We start from the raw sequence: 16,674 nt of genomic DNA, 5'->3' as shown, positions 1-16,674 counted from the left end.
TTATTCTTCAACTTTAGAGCTTGACTTATGAAGTTCATCTTGGCCTCGTAAATCCAAATTCGTCAATCGTAAATAAAAATGAAATTATTCGATGTTTATCCGCTGATCCCAGTCACCATCGCCAAAGCTGATGGAGCTAAGCTTTGGGACGAAAACGGGCAAGAATATATAGACCTATACGGCGGCCATGCCGTCATTTCTATCGGTCACACGCATCCTCACTATGTGAAGCGGATCAAAGATCAATTGGATCAGATCGCTTTTTATTCCAATTCTGTTCAGATTCCAATCCAAAAGGAATATGCAGAGAAGCTAGGTGAGCTCTCAGGCTATCCTGATTATGAACTTTTCCTGTGTAACTCAGGAGCTGAAGCTAATGAGAATGCTATCAAGTTGGCTTCTTTCGCAACTGGAAAATCAGGTTTTATAGCTTTTTCAGGCAGTTTTCATGGAAGAACCTCAGGAGCTGTCGCGCTAACTGACAATCCGAAAATCGTTGCCCCATGCAATGCCCGTGAGGACTTCCATATTCTTCCTTGGGAAGATTTGAATGCTGTTGAAGTAGCATTGAAAACCAATGAGATCGCAGGAATTATAATTGAGGGAATTCAAGGTGTAAATGGAATTCAGGTTCCAAGTACAGATTTTCTCCTTGGTTTATCTTCTTTGGCTAGGCAATACGGAGCCAAATTGATTTTAGACGAAGTCCAATCAGGTTTTGGCAGAACAGGTAAATTCTTTGCCCACCAACATGCACATGGATTTAAACCAGATATCATCAGCATGGCAAAAGGCATGGGAAATGGCTTTCCGATTGGCGGAATCTTGATTTCTCCTGAATTCAAAGCCACTTACGGTTTGCTGGGAACTACTTTCGGGGGCAACCATTTGGCTTGCGCAGCTGGATTGGCAGTTGTAGAAGTGATTAAAAAGGAAAATCTTATGGAAAAAGCTTCCATTTTGGGAGAAAGATTACTTCAGGAACTGAAAAATATACCTGGAATTACTGAGGTTCGAGGACAAGGTTTAATGATAGGCATTGACTTAGATCGCGAAGCAGGGCCAGTTCGTACTGAATTGGTAAAAAAATACCACTTATTCACAGGAAGCGCAGCAGGAAAGAATACTATAAGACTCCTGCCACCTTTAAATATCGAGTGGAATCAATTAAATTCGTTTTTAACCGCATTGAAAGAAATTTTAGCTTAAACCTATCCACCAACCTAATGGCAACAGACAAATCGCCACTTATCCACTTTACACAATTTGAAAACATCGATCTGGGAAATCAACTGATCGAAAGTGCGCTTACTTATAAGTCAAATCCCCTTCTAGATAATATTAAAGGTCAAGGAAAAAGAATTGGCTGTATATTCTTGAATCCATCCTTGAGAACTAGAGTTTCGACTCAACTCGCAGCGCTGAATCTAGGAATGGAGCCAATTGTGCTAAATATGGATAAGGAAGGTTGGGCGTTGGAGCTTCATGATGGTGCTGTGATGAACCGAGGAACAGTTGAGCATATCAAAGATGCTGCCGCAGTTTTGGGTTCGTATTTTGATATTTTGGCGATTCGGGCATTTCCCTCATTGACAAATAAGGAGGAAGATATGAGTGATTTTACATTTTCTCAATTTGTAAAGTATTCAGGAGTTCCCGTGGTAAGCTTGGAATCTGCCACTCGCCATCCATTGCAAAGCTTGGCTGATCAGATCACTATTCGTGAAAATTGGTCAGGTAAAAAGAAACCAAAAGTGGTATTGACTTGGGGTCCACATATCAAAGCTATTCCCCATGCGGTAGCCAATTCCTTTGCGGAATGGACCCTTGGAATGGATCATGATTTGACCATTACTCATCCCACAGGATATGAGTTGGATGAGAAATTCACTAAAGGCGCTACCATAGAATATGATCAAGGTAAAGCACTTGAAGACGCTGATTTTGTATATGTTAAGAACTGGTCATCTTTCAATGATTACGGAAAGATTCTTTCTACTGATGACTCCTGGATGCTTACGGAAAATCATTTTGCAAATGCGAAAAATGCAAAGGTCATGCATTGCTTGCCAGTTCGTAGGAACCTTGAATTATCAGATGAAATTTTAGATGGATCTCGATCTTTGGTTCAGCAACAAGCAAAAAATAGAATATTCGCGGCTCAGGCAGTAATTAGCCATTTGTTAGGTAATAATTAAAGACTTACGCCCAATGAAAATAAATATTATTAAAATCGGAGGTAACGTCATCGACTTTCCTGAAAAGCTAGATGAATTTTTGGCTCTATTCGCGAAATTCCCTGGACATAAAATCCTGGTTCATGGTGGTGGAGTCATGGCTTCTCGATTCGGAGAATCATTAGGCGTTATGCCAGAAATGGTGGATGGGAGAAGGATTACTGATCAGGAAACCTTGGATGTTGTGACGATGGTATATGCTGGATTGATCAATAAAAATCTAGTGGCTAAACTTCAGGCGCTGAAAGTAAATGCGATTGGAATGACTGGAGCAGACGGAAATATCATTCGCTCTATCAAGCGGCCAGTTAAAGGAATTGATTACGGATTTGTTGGTGATATTCAAGAAGTTAACACTAAGTTAATTGATCATTTACTTTCCGGTGATTTACTTCCAGTTGTGAATGCGATCACTCACGATGCAAAAGGCCAGTTACTCAACACAAACGCGGACAGTATTGCATCTGCGCTAGCTACAAGCCTAGCCAAAGAGCATCAGGTAAATTTGTACTTCTGTTTTAACAAAAGCGGTGTTTTGATTGATGAGAAAAATGAAAATTCCATCATTCCATTGATTAATGAGGATATCTATGAAGAGCTCCGTAAGGAAAATGTCATTCATTCCGGCATGATCCCTAAATTGGATAATGCATTCGAGGCATTGGAAAAAGGGGTAAATCATGTTTGGATTGGAAAAGCAGAAAACCTTCATTTGGCAGCAAAGGGAAAACTATCGGGAACTACCATTGAGAGAAGTCGCTACGACTTGTACTAAATCAAAAATTTGAAATCAACAATGGGTTTATATGACGATGCGGTACAGCTTTTAAAACAACTAATAGAAATACCATCCTATTCTAGGGAAGAAAGTTCTACTGCTGAGGTTTTAGAAGAATTTTTCACTGCTAGAGATATTGAAGTTCATAAATCAGGATATAATATTTGGGCTTTCACTGCCCTTTTTGATAAAAGCAAGCCTACTATCTGGCTGAATTCCCATCACGACACGGTCAAGCCAAATGCTGGCTATACCAAAGATCCTTTTCATGCAATTACCCAAGACGGAAAGCTTTTTGGACTTGGAAGCAATGATGCTGGAGGACCCTTAGTATGTCTGATGGCTGCTTTTACGCATTTTTATGAGAAAAATCTACCCTTCAATCTAATCATGATTGCATCGGCTGAAGAAGAAATTTCAGGCAAAAACGGGATTGCGTCGGTTATTGATCAACTTCCAGCATGTGAGCTGGCAATAGTAGGTGAACCTACCCTAATGGAAATGGCAGTGGCAGAAAAAGGCCTGATGGTCATCGACGCGAAGGTCTATGGTAAAGCTGGACATGCTGCCCGTGAAGAAGGCGTCAACTCGATTTATCTTGCGTTAGACGATTTACAGAAAATCAAAGATTTTGAATTCCAAAAAGTCTCACAATTCCTCGGTAAAACAAAAGTCTCTGCAACCGTAATTCATGCTGGGGAGCAGCATAACGTAGTGCCAGATCTTTGTGAATTTGTATTGGACGTACGAGTCACAGATGCTTATTCCCTGGAAGAAGCACTTGAAGAATTGAAATCCACCTTAAGCGCAGAGCTTATTCCTCGCTCCTTACGACTTCAATCTTCCCATGTACCGGAAGGCCATTTGATACTTAAAGTTGGAGAGCAACTTGGATTAAAAACCTACGGGAGTCCTACCCTATCAGATCAGGCATTGATCCCCTACCCCTCTGTGAAAATTGGCCCTGGAGACTCAGCTAGGTCACATTCTGCAGATGAATACATTTATTTGAACGAAATTCAGAAAGGTATCGAAGGCTACATCAAGATTCTTGATACTTATGCTGAGATGCTAACTCAAACTAATTAGAAATGAAACTTTGGCAAAAAGAAATAGGAAGTAAAAAGGAAGTTGAATCTTTTACTATTGGACGAGATCCAGAGTTTGATATCATATTAGCTCCGTTCGATGTGCTTGGCTCTATGGCTCATGCTCAAATGCTTTCTTCTATCGGTCTTTTGACTACCGAAGAGAATGAAATATTACAAGTTGGCTTAAAGGATATTTATTTTGAAATTGAGAAAGGCCAATTTGAAATTGCTCCTGGCGTAGAAGATGTACACTCTCAAGTAGAATTTTTACTTACAGAGCGATTCGGTGATGTAGGTAAGAAACTTCACAGCGGCAGAAGTAGGAATGATCAGGTTTTGGTTGATCTAAAATTATACTATAGAGCAGCAATTCACGGATTGGTAGAAGAAAGTATCGAGTTGTTTGACCTGCTGATCAAGTTAGCAGAAAAGCACAAAGATGACCTGATGCCAGGTTATACCCATACGCAACTTGCCATGCCGTCTTCTTTTGGACTTTGGTTCAGTTCCTTTGCAGAAAGTTTATCCGAAGATCTAGGCTTACTCAAGGCAGCTTTCGATTTGTCCAATAAAAACCCATTAGGTTCTGCGGCTGGATACGGCTCCAGTTTTCCGCTAGACAGAACCATGACTACGCATCTTTTAGGTTTTGCAGATCTTCATCATAATGTTCTCAATGCTCAAAATAGTCGTGGTAAAACTGAGCGTACCCTGTCTTTCGCCATGGCTGGAATGGCTGGAACGCTAAACCGATTGGCTGCTGATGTATGTATTTTTATGAACCAACATTTTGCATTTATAAAGTTTCCTGATGACTTAACAACTGGAAGCAGCATTATGCCACATAAGAAGAATCCTGATGTTTTTGAGCTGATCAGAGCAAAAACGAATCAGATTCAGGCAGTACCAAATGCTGTTTCTATGATTTTGACGAATACCACCACGGGATACCACAGAGATTTACAATTGCTGAAAGAGGAGATTTTTCCGGCAATAGAAAGCTTGAATTCCTGTTTGAGTATGACCACATTTATGCTCAAATCCATTAAAGTAAAAGAGGATATTCTTTCGGACCCTTTCTATAAGCATCTATTTTCTGTGGAGGTAGTTAACGATTTGGTGCTAAAAGGAATGCCATTCAGAGATGCGTATAAGCAAGTAGGAATGGACATAGAGTCTGATAATTTTGCACCAGATCAAACTACTTTAAATCATACTCATGAGGGTAGTATTGGCAACCTAAATCTCGACGCTATCCAGGACAAAATGCAATCGGCTATCAAACTATTTAATTTTTTTGCCGTTGAGCAAGCCATAAAAGATCTTTTAAAATAAGTAATTTGATAGGTTTTGTGTCATTAATTAGAATGAGTCAACACAATAATTTATTTTTATGAGAAATGGAGAATAAAATTCTCAAATACACATTGCAATAAACCCTTAGAATGAATAGTCTTTTCGGAAGTAATTTAAAGTATGATTTAAAAGCCAGTTTGGTGGTTTTTTTAGTGGCATTGCCACTATGTTTAGGAATAGCGGTTGCTAGTGGAGCTCCTCCCATGTCCGGTCTTATCGCAGGAATTGTGGGCGGAATAGTTGTAGGATCTATATCTGGATCGAATGTAAGCGTAAGTGGCCCTGCTGCTGGATTGACAGTAATCGTGTTGGATTCTATTAATAGTATGGGGACATTTCAGCTATTTCTAGGTACAGTGGTTATTGCAGGATTAATTCAATTAGGGCTAGGGGTCGCCAAAGCAGGTATAATTGGATATTACTTCCCGCATGCTGTTATTAAAGGAATGCTTACAGCCATAGGCTTAATTCTCATATTAAAGCAAATTCCACATGCACTGGGTTATGATGTTGATTTGATGGGTGACGAGTCATTTTTGCAAGCCGATGATCATAACACTTTTTCTGAAATTTGGTATGCTATACAATATTCAAGTGTAGGTGCTATCCCAATAGTGTTGATAGCAATGGCCATTCTAATCCTTTTTGAAAGACCTAAAATTAAAAATCATGCGATTTTTGGAGTAGTTCCAGGAGCGCTGTGGGCAGTTCTATCAGGGATTTTAATCAATTTTCTATACGGGTTTTGGAAGCCTGAGTGGCAGTTGGGTGGGGATCATTTGGTAAGTATTCCTGTTTTGGAAAATTTCTCACAACTCGGTGATTTACTTACCTTTCCGGATTTTAGCATGATCACTGAAGGCACCTTTTGGATAGTAGCAGTTACAATTGCAATCATTGGAAGTCTAGAAACACTCCTAAGTATCGATGCAGCTGATAAGCTGGATCCAATGAAAAGAATCACCCCACCAAGCAGAGAACTGGTAGCTCAAGGGATAGGCAATTCGGTGTCTGGTCTTCTTGGAGGACTTCCTGTCACAGCGGTGATCGTTAGAAGTTCAGCCAACGTTGCTTCCGGAGCAAAAACAAAAATGTCTGCAGTATTTCATGGAATACTATTAATGATTCTGGTGTTAAGCATACCTAATATTTTAAATTTAATACCGCTTAGTTGCCTGGCGGCAGTTTTATTTTTAGTTGGATACAAGCTTGCAAAACCTTCAATATTTATCAGTATTTACAAAAATGGCTGGGATCAATTCATTCCTTTTATTGTCACAGTGATAGCCATATTGTTCACCGATCTTTTGGTTGGAATAGGCATAGGCATGGTATTCGGATTATTCTTTGTCATGAAAACAAATTTCGTTCGCGCTATTACCTTGACTGAATTGAATGGCAACTACCTTGTAAAGTTGCAAAAAGACGTTTCATTTCTAAATAAAGCCTTGTTAATGAAACATTTATCAACGATTCCTGCTGGTAGTAAAGTTATTATTAGTGCTCACAAGGCACAATTCATTGATCATGACATACAGGAAGTCTTAAATGACTTTATCGAATCTAGTCCCGATAAAAACATAAGAATTACAATAGAAGGATATCAATATCAAACACACCAAAAACTATGAGCCCTTACGATAAACTATTAATTCAGAATAAAGCATGGTCTTCCGATCAAAAACTTGCTGATGCAAATTTTTTTGGAAGACTCGAAAAACAACAATCTCCAAAATTTCTTTGGATTGGATGTTCCGATAGTAGAGTTCCTGCAAATCAAATTACAGGAACCGACCCTGGCGAGATATTCGTTCACAGAAACATAGCCAATATGGTTGTTCATACGGACCTCAATCTGCTGAGCGTGTTAGAATATGCCGTGGTTGTATTGAAAGTGGAACATATTATTGTGTGTGGTCACTATGGTTGCGGAGGAATTGATGCAGCTCTAGGAAATAAGAGCTACGGAATCATCAATAAATGGCTACTTAATATCAAAGAAGTTTACAATATCCACAAGAAGGAAATCGATGCAATCGAAGTTCATGAGGATAAAGTAAATAAGCTGGTAGAGTTGAATGTGATTGAGCAATGCCAGGACTTGATCAAAACCTCAACGATACAGAAAGCATGGAAATCCAGAAATGCGCCAACCATACACGGGTGGGCTTATGGTCTTAAAGATGGTTTGGTAAAAGAACTGGTCAATATTGAACCTGATCTAGAAAGCATTAACCCAATATTCAGGTTTGACTCTTCGGAGTTGGAAAAATAAATTTAGTTTTTTGGTCAGCGAATGAGAATAAATTTTGATTTCTTATTCGCTGACCCTTTATTTGCAATGTCCTATCACTTTTAGTGCTTGGATTTATAAAGAAGAGGCGAGAGACAGGCTCATAGACCCTCTGGCAACCTGGAAAGTCCAAGGTGCCAATTCCTGCCAATAGAGCTATTCTCTTTTGGAACTATAAGTTCATATAATAATGCACTCAGGATACTCCCCTCATATTTCAATCTCAACTTTAACATTGGTAAAGCGCCTAGCTTTATTTATGTGTTGATTCAATTTCGCCAATCTCGATGTATTTCGATGTTGGCTTTTTATTGCATTTTCTTTTTCAAACCATAAATCCAAAACATCATGTCAAAAAACCTTCACTTCGACACACTGCAAGTACACGCAGGTCAGGAACCCGACGCAGCCACTAATTCCCGTGCAGTCCCTATCTATCAAACCACCTCCTATGTTTTCAACTCAGCTGAGCATGGAGCAAATTTATTTGGGCTAAAAGAATTCGGAAATATCTACACCAGGATCATGAATCCGACTACAGACGTTTTTGAAAAAAGAATAGCGGCTTTAGAGGGTGGAGTTGCAGCAGTAGCTACAGCTTCAGGTCAAGCTGCCCAATTTTTAGCCTTGAATAATATCATGGAAGTGGGCGATAATTTTGTTTCCAGCTCATTTCTCTATGGAGGCACATTCAATCAGTTTAAGGTTGCTTTTAAGAGAATCGGTATTGATGCCAGATTTGCTAAAGGAAAAGATGCTGCTGATTTCGAGGCACTAATTGACGATAAAACCAAAGCGATCTATCTGGAAACCATTGGTAATCCTGAGTTCAATGTTCCTGACTTTGAAGCTATTGCAGCTGTTGCCAAAAAGCATCACATTCCTTTGGTAGTTGATAATACTTTTGGTGCGGGTGGATACTTATGCCAGCCTATTGCTCATGGAGCCAATATTGTGACTTCCTCCGCTACCAAATGGATCGGTGGACATGGAACTTCCATTGGAGGTATCATAGTAGATGCAGGTAATTTCAATTGGGGAAATGGTAAATTCAAGCAATTCTCAGAACCTTCTGAAGGATATCATGGATTGAATTTCTGGGAAGTTTTTGGTGAAAACAACCCACTAGGACTCCCAAATATTGCTTTTGCAATTCGTGCAAGAGTGGAAGGACTTCGAGACTTTGGGCCTGCTATCAGTCCTTTCAATTCTTTCCTATTACTCCAAGGAATAGAGACACTTTCTCTAAGAGTTAACAAAACTGCAGCCAACACTTTGGCTCTGGCACAGTGGTTAGAAGCACATCCGGCTGTTCAGAAGGTGAATTATCCTGGCTTGAGCTCTTCTCCATACCACACATTGGCTAGAAAATATTTGAGAAATGGCTTTGGCGGTGTTTTAAGTTTTGAGCTGAAAGGCGATAAAGAGCAAGCATCAAACCTTATTAATAATCTGGAATTGATCTCTCATCTAGCAAATGTAGGCGATGCCAAAACATTAATTATCCAGCCAGCTGCTACTACGCACCAGCAACTTTCTGATGAAGAGCAGCTAGCAGCAGGTGTAACTCCTACTCTATTAAGAATCTCGTGTGGTATCGAACACATCGATGATATCAAGTCTGATTTGCAGCAAGCTTTCGATAAAATCTAATTGTTCAAATGAACCTTAAAAGTCAATACGCTTTAATTACTATGACTCAGGAAACATTTCATTCTAGTACACCATTACATCTGGAATCTGGAGAAATTCTGTCTGAAATTGAGATTGCCTATACTACTTATGGGCAGCTCAATTCAGACAAATCCAATGTGATCTGGGTTATTCATGCGCTTACAGGGGATTCTAAAGCCTCAGAATGGTGGAATGGTCTGATAGGAGAAGATAAATTCTACGATCCTGCAGATTATTTTATCATCTGTGCTAATCTATTGGGATCTTGCTATGGCTCCACACAGCCGCTAAGCGAGAATCCAACTACCCGTGAGCCATATTATTACGATTTTCCTCAATTGACCAGCAGAGACCTAGCAGTTGGGCTAGAACGCTTAAGGGTTCATCTTCAATTAGATCAAATTCATACGCTAATTGGTGGTTCTCTTGGCGGGCAAGTAGGTCTTGAGTGGGCTTTTATTTTAGAAAATAAATTGAAAAATGCCATAATACTCGCCTCAACGGGGAAAACTACTCCTTGGGTGATTGGTTTCAATGAAACGCAGCGCATGGCGATAGAATCTGACTGCACCTGGGGTGAAAACACTGAATCTGCCGGTCGAAAGGGTCTTGAAACAGCTCGTGCCATTGCTATGCTCACGTATAGACATCCAAAAGATCTGTTGAGAAAACAGTCTGATTCGGATGATAAATTGGATAACTACCGAGCTGCATCTTACCTTAGGTATCAAGGACAAAAGCTTTCAAAACGCTTCAATGCGCTCTCCTATTGGACACTAAGCAAAACGATGGATTCCCATGATTTGGGAAGAAATCGTGGCGGTTTGGATGCTGCGCTTAGTAAAATTGAGGCAAATGTATTAGCGATTGGAGTTGACTCTGATTTGCTTTTTCTGCCAGAAGAGTCTCAGTATATCAGTCAAAAAGTAAAAAAAGGTACTTACAAGGAAATAACCTCAACGGCAGGGCATGATGCATTTCTGATTGAATTTGAGCAGCTTTCTTATATTCTTAAGTCGTTTTATTTGCAGCAGAAGCACTAATTAGTAATTAAATCGAACAAAAAATAAGGCAGAAATCTCTGCCTTATTTTTTTACCCTATTCCATTCTACCGTTCTACTAACCCAAGTATCTCCAAGAAATCCCTTTATTTCTAGAATATCCTTCTTTTTAAGTTGTAGCTCGCAGTTGTAACTTAATCCAGATTCTGGATCATATATTTCTCCTTCGGACCAGATCCCATTTTTAAATTTTAGGCCCTTTAAAATGGTAAGACCCATCAGTGGCCGATTTCTTAAACTAGTATCAGCATTTACTAAATCAGTGAAAACGGCTGGATCTCCTTCTTCGCGTTGAATCCAGACAAGTTTACCAATCATTTCATCGGCATTTTCCATGATCTCAATCTGAGCTGTTTTATCAGAATTATACCATATACCTATGATTTTTGACTTGGATTGAGCTGATACACTTTGGCTGACTAGTAATACCAACAAAATAACGATTGAAGCAAATTGACAAGTTTTCATAAAAAATCAGTTTAGTAAACCTATAATTGAGGTAGTTTTGAATCTATTCAAGTATACCCTAAAATCATACCCAAGTATTCATGCATCCGAGTATTACGTTTTCTGGTACTACCCTTCATTTACTACCTGAGAAAGCAATTTGGATTGCAGAAACTTCGACTTTACTTATCGCCGATTTACATTTTGGGAAAGCAGCGCACTTTCGGAAATCAGGTATTCCAGTTCCAGAACCTATACATCTACATGATTTACAGTGCATTAAAGAACTTATTGGAAAATATACCCCAACTGATTTTTATGTCTTAGGAGACTTATTCCATAGTGATTGGAATGAGCGATGGGATCATTTAAACTCCTACTTGTCGAGCTTTGTTTATACTAGGTTTCATTTAGTTAAAGGAAATCACGACGTTCTAGCACCAATTGCTTACAAACAATCTTTATTTGAAATTCACGAAAAACCTGTCGAATTGGGGAATTTGTTTCTCACTCATGAGCCAGCAGAAAAAATTCCTGAAGGCAAATTAAACCTCTGTGGACACTTACATCCTGGAGTTCGCCTTCGGGGAAAAGGACGACAATCTCTTCGTATCTCTTGTTTCCATTTGGGTGAAAATCAATTGATACTTCCGGCTTTTGGTCGGTTCACAGGTCTATCATTAGTGAAGCGAAAGCCAAATGATCAAATTTTTGGAATAAGTGGAGAAAAAGTGATTAAAATCCTTTCTCACGAATAGATTGGCAATATCCTTGGGGAAAGTTACTTTTGAGCAGAAATCATAATCTATGGCCAATTATCCAAGAAAGAAAAAGACACTAGGGCATTTCAAATTCGGAAGCGTTCTATTCAGCACTACCCTCTCACTTTTTATTGTCGGTCTTTTCGGGGTGATTTTGATTCAGGCCAAAACACTCACAAGTATGATCAGAGAGAATATCGAAGTTCAGGTATTCTTGGAAAAAAACTTGGAGCAAGACGAACTAGATGCCATTAACGAAAATTTATCCAAACGCTCTTTTATCCTTCAAAAAGGTGATACACTGAATCTTAAGTTTGTTTCGGATGAAGAAGCAGCGGCAACTTTCATTGAAAGTACGGGGGAAGACTTCACCAAATTCTTGGAGGATAATCCACTACGAGACAGCTTTGTGTTAACTATTGCAGAAGAATTCCAGACCTCAGAGCAATTGGAAGCTATTGTTTCGGAAATTCAGGCAATTCCTGGAGTTTTTGAGGTTTCTTACATGACCGATCTAGTGGATTCCATCAACAAAAACTTACTTAAAGTAAGCTTAGTATTGGGTGGATTTATACTGATTTTAATTATTACTGTGGTAATGCTGATCAATAACACTATTCGATTGGCTTTATTTTCTCAGCGTTTCCTGATTCGCTCGATGCAATTAGTCGGCGCTACCAGAGGATTTATTAGGAAGCCATTTCTTTCACGTGCATTTCTATTTGGATTGATGGCGGGAGGATTTGCCTCGGTTATATTGTTTGGATTGGTGAAATACACTCAGGCAAATATTGAAGGGTTTGCCATGCTCCAAAATCAGCAATTGTTACTGGTTCTCTTCGGAATTTTAATCACAGTGGGTGGAATCCTATCTGTACTAAGTACCTTGCGTGCTGTGAATAAGTATTTAAATATGTCTTTAGACGAACTTTATTAATAAATATGAGCAAATCATCTTTCCCCTTTTCCAGAAAAAACTACAAGTTGATGTTCATAGGCATCGGGCTTATTATTCTTGGCTTCGTCCTTATAGGACTGGACAGGGAGCCTCATGGAAATGGCATACTGGGTTTGACAATCGGCCCAATCGTTACTTTGGCTGGATTTATTTTTGAATTCTATGCCATTTTTGCCAAAACAGAGAGCAATAAATAGTAAATAAGCGTGGAAATATTTGATGCAATTATCCTTGGAATCATCCAAGGATTGACTGAGTTTTTACCAGTTTCCTCCAGTGGTCATTTAGAATTAGGAAAGGCAATTTTGGGAGAGGGTAAAATGCCAGCAGAAGGCTTGATGTTTACAGTTGTGGTCCATTTTGCGACAGCTCTAAGTACCATAGTTGTATTCCGAAAAGACATAGCAGAAATCTTTAGAGGCTTATTCAAATTCCAGTGGAATTCGGAAACACAATTTGTTTCTAAAATAGTCTTATCCATGATTCCGGCTGCCATTGTAGGGGTAGTTTTCGCAGAGGAATTGGAATCCTTATTTGATGGTCAAATTGTCTTTGTTGGTTGTATGCTCATCCTGACAGGGCTTCTTCTCTTTTTAGCAGACAAAGCTAAATTCACAAATCAACCTGTAACATTCGGACAGGCTTTGATAATTGGCATTTCTCAAGCAATCGCTATTCTTCCAGGGATTTCACGCTCCGGAGCTACTATTTCCACATCAGTTCTTTTGGGAATTGATAAAGGAAAAGCGGCTAGATTCTCATTCCTGATGGTTGTTCCATTGATTTTGGGTAAAATAGCCAAAGACATTTTAGATGGTGGCCTTTCTTTGGAAACTGAAGGAATTGGGTATCTGAGTGCAGGATTTGTCGCTGCTTTTGTAGCGGGTATCGTTGCCTGTACTTGGATGATCAAACTAGTCAAAAACAGTAAACTCAGCTATTTTTCTATCTATTGCCTTATCGCGGGTGTGATAGCCATTGTAGCAGGATTATATTTATAGAATGCAAGATCAACCTTACGGAGAAGTATTTTTAATAGATAAACCATACGAATGGACATCTTTTGATGTAGTAAGAAAAGTTCGTAATGCACTGAAAATCAAAAAGGTAGGACACACTGGAACACTCGATCCACTGGCTACTGGATTGCTTATCGTGTGCGCAGGCAAAATGACCAAGCAGATCGATTCATTCATGGGACAGGAAAAGGAATATACTGGCACTTTCGTCATCGGTTCCACTACTGATTCTTTTGATTTGGAACAGCCTATTGTTCCAGTTGCAGATCCTACACATATTACGTTGGAAAATGTAAAAGCAGCAGTTGCAGAACTTACGGGAGATATTCTTCAGGTCCCTCCTATGCACTCAGCCATCAAAGTAGATGGTAAACGCGTGTATGAATCAGCGAGAAAAGGCAAAGAAGTAAAAATGGATCCACGTCCTGTGACTGTGAGTGAATTTGAAATCACTAAGTTTGAAAATCCGATCGTAGAGTTTAGAATTGTTTGCTCGAAAGGGACTTATATCAGGAGTTTGGCTAGAGATCTTGGTGAGAAATTAAATGTTGGAGCGTACATGAGTTCGCTTTGCAGGACAAGAATTGGTAATTTCAAACTCTCAGAAGCACATGAGCTTTTACCTTTGGTAGAAGAAATCAAAGCAAGAACACCACATGAAAATCTATGAAGGCCTAAGTGATTTCCCGAAGCTCTCCAACGCTGTAGTTACTAGTGGGACGTTTGATGGAGTGCATCTTGGCCATCAGAAAATCCTTCATCGAATCCGAGAACTAGCTCGTTCAATTAATGGCGAGACGGTTCTTATTACTTTTTGGCCGCATCCTCGGCTAGTTCTTTATCCTGACGAGCATAATCTTAGGTTATTGAGCACTTTTGAGGAAAAAGCTAAGCTACTTCGGCAATTTGGCATTGACCATTTAGTCACCATTCCATTTACTAAGGAATTCTCTCAGCTTTCTTCTAAGGAATTTATCGAGTCAGTACTTGTAGATTCTATTCAAACCAAAAAACTGGTAATAGGATATGATCATCGATTTGGGAAAAATCGTGAAGGAAGCTTTGAGTATCTGCAAGCTCACCATAAGCAATATGGGTTTGATTTGGAGGAAATTTCGAGAAAAGATGTGGAAGATATAGGTGTTTCCAGCACTAAAATCAGGAATGCGTTGGAGACTAGTGATGTAGCGACAGCAATCAATTACCTAGGCAGACCTTACGAATTAAATGGCTTGGTAATCAAAGGACAGCAGATCGGTAGGTCAATTGGTTTTCCTACAGCCAATATTCACATTCCGAATGATTACAAACTTATCCCCAAGGATGGCGTTTATGCTGTAGAAGCTTTAGTAAATGGATCACAGTATAAAGCTATGCTGAACATTGGAAACCGTCCGACAGTCAACGGAACAAAGAAAACCGTTGAAGCAAATCTATTCGATTTTCAAGGTGATTTATATGATAAACAGATCACTATTTATATAAAAGCATTCCTTCGAGAAGAGAAAAAATTTGATGGATTAGAAGCTTTAAAACAACAACTTTTTCTCGATCAGAAGAATGCCAAGAACTTACTATAAACCCAAAATATATGATCAACAAAACTGTAAAGAATGCAACTGAAGCAGTAGCTGATATCCCCAGTAATAGTATGCTGATGATGGGAGGATTTGGCTTGACCGGTATTCCAGAAAACTGTATTTCAGCACTTTTAGAAAGAAATATTTCTGGCTTGACCATCGTGTCAAACAATGCTGGAGTGGATGATTTCGGTATAGGTCTTTTGCTAAAAAAGCGAATGGTCAAGAAAATGATTTCAAGCTATGTAGGAGAAAATGCTGAGTTTGAGAGGCAACTACTTAATGGAGAACTCGAGGTGGATTTGATCCCACAAGGAACACTGGCAGAGCGAGTTCGTGCTGGTGGAGCAGGAATTCCAGCATTCTATACTCCAGCTGGAGTTGGAACTGAAGTCGCAGAAGGAAAAGAAATCCGGGAATTTGATGGAAAAATGTACTTGTTGGAAAACTGGCTAAAGGCTGATTTTTCCATTGTTAAAGCCTGGAAAGGCGACACAGCCGGGAATTTGATTTTTAAAGGCACTGCACGAAACTTCAATCCTATGATGGCTGCTGCTGGAAAAATTTGTATTGCTGAAGTTGAAGAATTGGTGGAAGCTGGTCAGCTCAATCCAAATGAGATTCATACACCTGGTATCTACGTGCAGCGTATTTTCCAAGGGAAAGATTATGAAAAGAGAATTGAGCAGAGAACCATTTCGAAATAAGCACGAACAAGCTTTTTTCATATTCATCTACTGACTTAAAACAAACCCAAAATGCTTACAAAAGATCAAATAGCTCAGAGAATCGCCAAAGAGGTGAAGAATGGGCAATACATAAATTTAGGAATAGGAATTCCCACGCTAGTTGCCAACTACATTCCAGATGATTTGGAAGTAGTACTTCAGTCAGAAAATGGATTACTAGGTATTGGTCCCTTTCCTACCGAAGAAGAAATTGATCCAGACCTCATCAATGCCGGAAAACAAACCGTCACCATGGCAAAAGGCTCAGCGCTTTTCAATTCAGCAGAGTCCTTTGCAATGATTCGAGGCGGACATGTTCACTTAACCATTTTAGGAGCCATGGAAGTTTCTGAAAATGGAGATATCGCTAATTGGAAGATTCCAGGGAAGATGGTTAAAGGAATGGGCGGTGCCATGGATCTGGTAGCTTCAGCAGATAATATTATTGTGGCTATGCAACATTGCTCTCGGTCTGGAGAATCCAAATTACTACCTGAATGTTCCCTTCCCATCACTGGTATTCGCTGCGTCAAGAAAATTGTGACTGACCTAGCTGTTTTAGAAGTTTCCGAAGACGGTGGTTTTATACTAAAGGAGAGAGCACCAGGAGTTTCTGTGGAAGAAATTAAATCGAAAACTGCAGGGAAATTGATTGTCCAAGGCGATGTTCCTGAAATGATTTTTGAATAA

The 16,674-nt window shown here is 39.4% G+C and carries 18 protein-coding genes and 1 riboswitch; of the genes, 17 read left to right on the top strand and 1 reads right to left on the bottom strand.

What is annotated here, in order from left to right; genetic code table 11:
* Positions 1-78 precede the first annotated feature (78 nt).
* From ACPUEN_RS04865 to ACPUEN_RS04825, 9 genes are all read left to right on the top strand, one after another.
* Entirely contained in the window at positions 79-1,209 is a 1,131-nt protein-coding gene (locus ACPUEN_RS04865; RefSeq protein ID WP_425638947.1) for an aspartate aminotransferase family protein, read from the top strand.
* Between the two features lie 17 nt (positions 1,210-1,226).
* Positions 1,227-2,198 (top strand): acetylornithine carbamoyltransferase, encoded by a 972-nt coding sequence (locus ACPUEN_RS04860; RefSeq protein ID WP_425638945.1) that lies wholly within the window; start codon positions 1,227-1,229, stop codon positions 2,196-2,198.
* A gap of 13 nt (positions 2,199-2,211) precedes the next feature.
* Positions 2,212-3,012, top strand: coding sequence for an acetylglutamate kinase (gene argB, locus ACPUEN_RS04855; protein WP_425638944.1), 801 nt, complete (start codon positions 2,212-2,214; stop codon positions 3,010-3,012).
* Between the two features lie 21 nt (positions 3,013-3,033).
* A complete protein-coding gene (locus tag ACPUEN_RS04850) occupies positions 3,034-4,104 on the top strand; it encodes a M20 family metallo-hydrolase (RefSeq protein WP_425640149.1) in 1,071 nt (356 codons plus the stop codon).
* A gap of 2 nt (positions 4,105-4,106) precedes the next feature.
* Positions 4,107-5,441: an argininosuccinate lyase gene (gene argH, locus ACPUEN_RS04845; RefSeq protein WP_425638943.1), complete on the top strand. Its 1,335-nt coding sequence runs from the start codon at positions 4,107-4,109 to the stop codon at positions 5,439-5,441.
* Positions 5,442-5,551: 110 nt separating this feature from the next.
* Positions 5,552-7,093, top strand: a complete 1,542-nt coding sequence (locus ACPUEN_RS04840; protein WP_425638941.1) for a SulP family inorganic anion transporter — start codon at positions 5,552-5,554, stop codon at positions 7,091-7,093.
* Positions 7,090-7,737 carry a carbonic anhydrase gene (locus tag ACPUEN_RS04835; protein ID WP_425638940.1) on the top strand — a complete coding sequence of 216 codons (648 nt, stop codon included), beginning with the start codon at positions 7,090-7,092 and terminating at the stop codon, positions 7,735-7,737. Before ACPUEN_RS04840 ends, ACPUEN_RS04835 begins: the two co-directional genes overlap by 4 nt.
* A 90-nt stretch (positions 7,738-7,827) precedes the next feature.
* Positions 7,828-7,936, top strand: a riboswitch (SAM riboswitch).
* Positions 7,937-8,103: 167 nt separating this feature from the next.
* Positions 8,104-9,408 (top strand): O-acetylhomoserine aminocarboxypropyltransferase/cysteine synthase family protein, encoded by a 1,305-nt coding sequence (locus tag ACPUEN_RS04830; protein ID WP_425638938.1) that lies wholly within the window; start codon positions 8,104-8,106, stop codon positions 9,406-9,408.
* A gap of 8 nt (positions 9,409-9,416) precedes the next feature.
* Positions 9,417-10,472: a homoserine O-acetyltransferase family protein gene (locus tag ACPUEN_RS04825; protein ID WP_425638936.1), complete on the top strand. Its 1,056-nt coding sequence runs from the start codon at positions 9,417-9,419 to the stop codon at positions 10,470-10,472.
* Positions 10,473-10,515: 43 nt separating this feature from the next.
* On the opposite strand, the gene ACPUEN_RS04820 is transcribed toward ACPUEN_RS04825, so the two are convergent.
* Complete coding sequence (locus ACPUEN_RS04820; RefSeq protein ID WP_425638934.1) at positions 10,516-10,959, bottom strand: DUF2147 domain-containing protein; 444 nt, start codon at positions 10,957-10,959, stop codon at positions 10,516-10,518.
* 80 nt (positions 10,960-11,039) lie between these two features.
* Here ACPUEN_RS04820 and pdeM point away from each other — a divergent pair, with 80 nt between their 5' ends.
* The 8 genes from pdeM to ACPUEN_RS04780 are packed head-to-tail and all read left to right on the top strand — an operon-like array spanning position 11,040 to position 16,674.
* The gene (gene pdeM / locus ACPUEN_RS04815) at positions 11,040-11,696 is read left to right on the top strand and encodes a ligase-associated DNA damage response endonuclease PdeM (RefSeq protein WP_425638932.1); all 657 of its coding nucleotides are present in this window, start codon (positions 11,040-11,042) and stop codon (positions 11,694-11,696) included.
* Between the two features lie 49 nt (positions 11,697-11,745).
* Complete coding sequence (locus ACPUEN_RS04810) at positions 11,746-12,636, top strand: cell division protein FtsX (protein WP_425638930.1); 891 nt, start codon at positions 11,746-11,748, stop codon at positions 12,634-12,636.
* Positions 12,637-12,641: 5 nt separating this feature from the next.
* The gene (locus ACPUEN_RS04805) at positions 12,642-12,854 is read left to right on the top strand and encodes a DUF3098 domain-containing protein (RefSeq protein ID WP_425638928.1); all 213 of its coding nucleotides are present in this window, start codon (positions 12,642-12,644) and stop codon (positions 12,852-12,854) included.
* Positions 12,855-12,863: 9 nt separating this feature from the next.
* A complete protein-coding gene (locus ACPUEN_RS04800; protein ID WP_425638927.1) occupies positions 12,864-13,658 on the top strand; it encodes an undecaprenyl-diphosphate phosphatase in 795 nt (264 codons plus the stop codon).
* Between the two features lies 1 nt (position 13,659).
* On the top strand, positions 13,660-14,346 hold the full coding sequence (gene truB, locus ACPUEN_RS04795) for a tRNA pseudouridine(55) synthase TruB (RefSeq protein ID WP_425638926.1): 687 nt from the start codon (positions 13,660-13,662) through the stop codon (positions 14,344-14,346).
* On the top strand, positions 14,333-15,256 hold the full coding sequence (locus ACPUEN_RS04790; RefSeq protein ID WP_425638925.1) for a bifunctional riboflavin kinase/FAD synthetase: 924 nt from the start codon (positions 14,333-14,335) through the stop codon (positions 15,254-15,256). Before truB ends, ACPUEN_RS04790 begins: the two co-directional genes overlap by 14 nt.
* An 11-nt stretch (positions 15,257-15,267) precedes the next feature.
* Positions 15,268-15,963: a CoA transferase subunit A gene (locus tag ACPUEN_RS04785; protein ID WP_425638923.1), complete on the top strand. Its 696-nt coding sequence runs from the start codon at positions 15,268-15,270 to the stop codon at positions 15,961-15,963.
* Between the two features lie 51 nt (positions 15,964-16,014).
* Entirely contained in the window at positions 16,015-16,674 is a 660-nt protein-coding gene (locus tag ACPUEN_RS04780) for a CoA transferase subunit B (protein ID WP_425638921.1), read from the top strand.

It is taken from the genome of Algoriphagus yeomjeoni, from assembly GCF_049821175.1.
Lineage (GTDB): Bacteria > Bacteroidota > Bacteroidia > Cytophagales > Cyclobacteriaceae > Algoriphagus > Algoriphagus yeomjeoni_A.
This window is presented reverse-complemented; position numbering and strand designations above follow the sequence as displayed.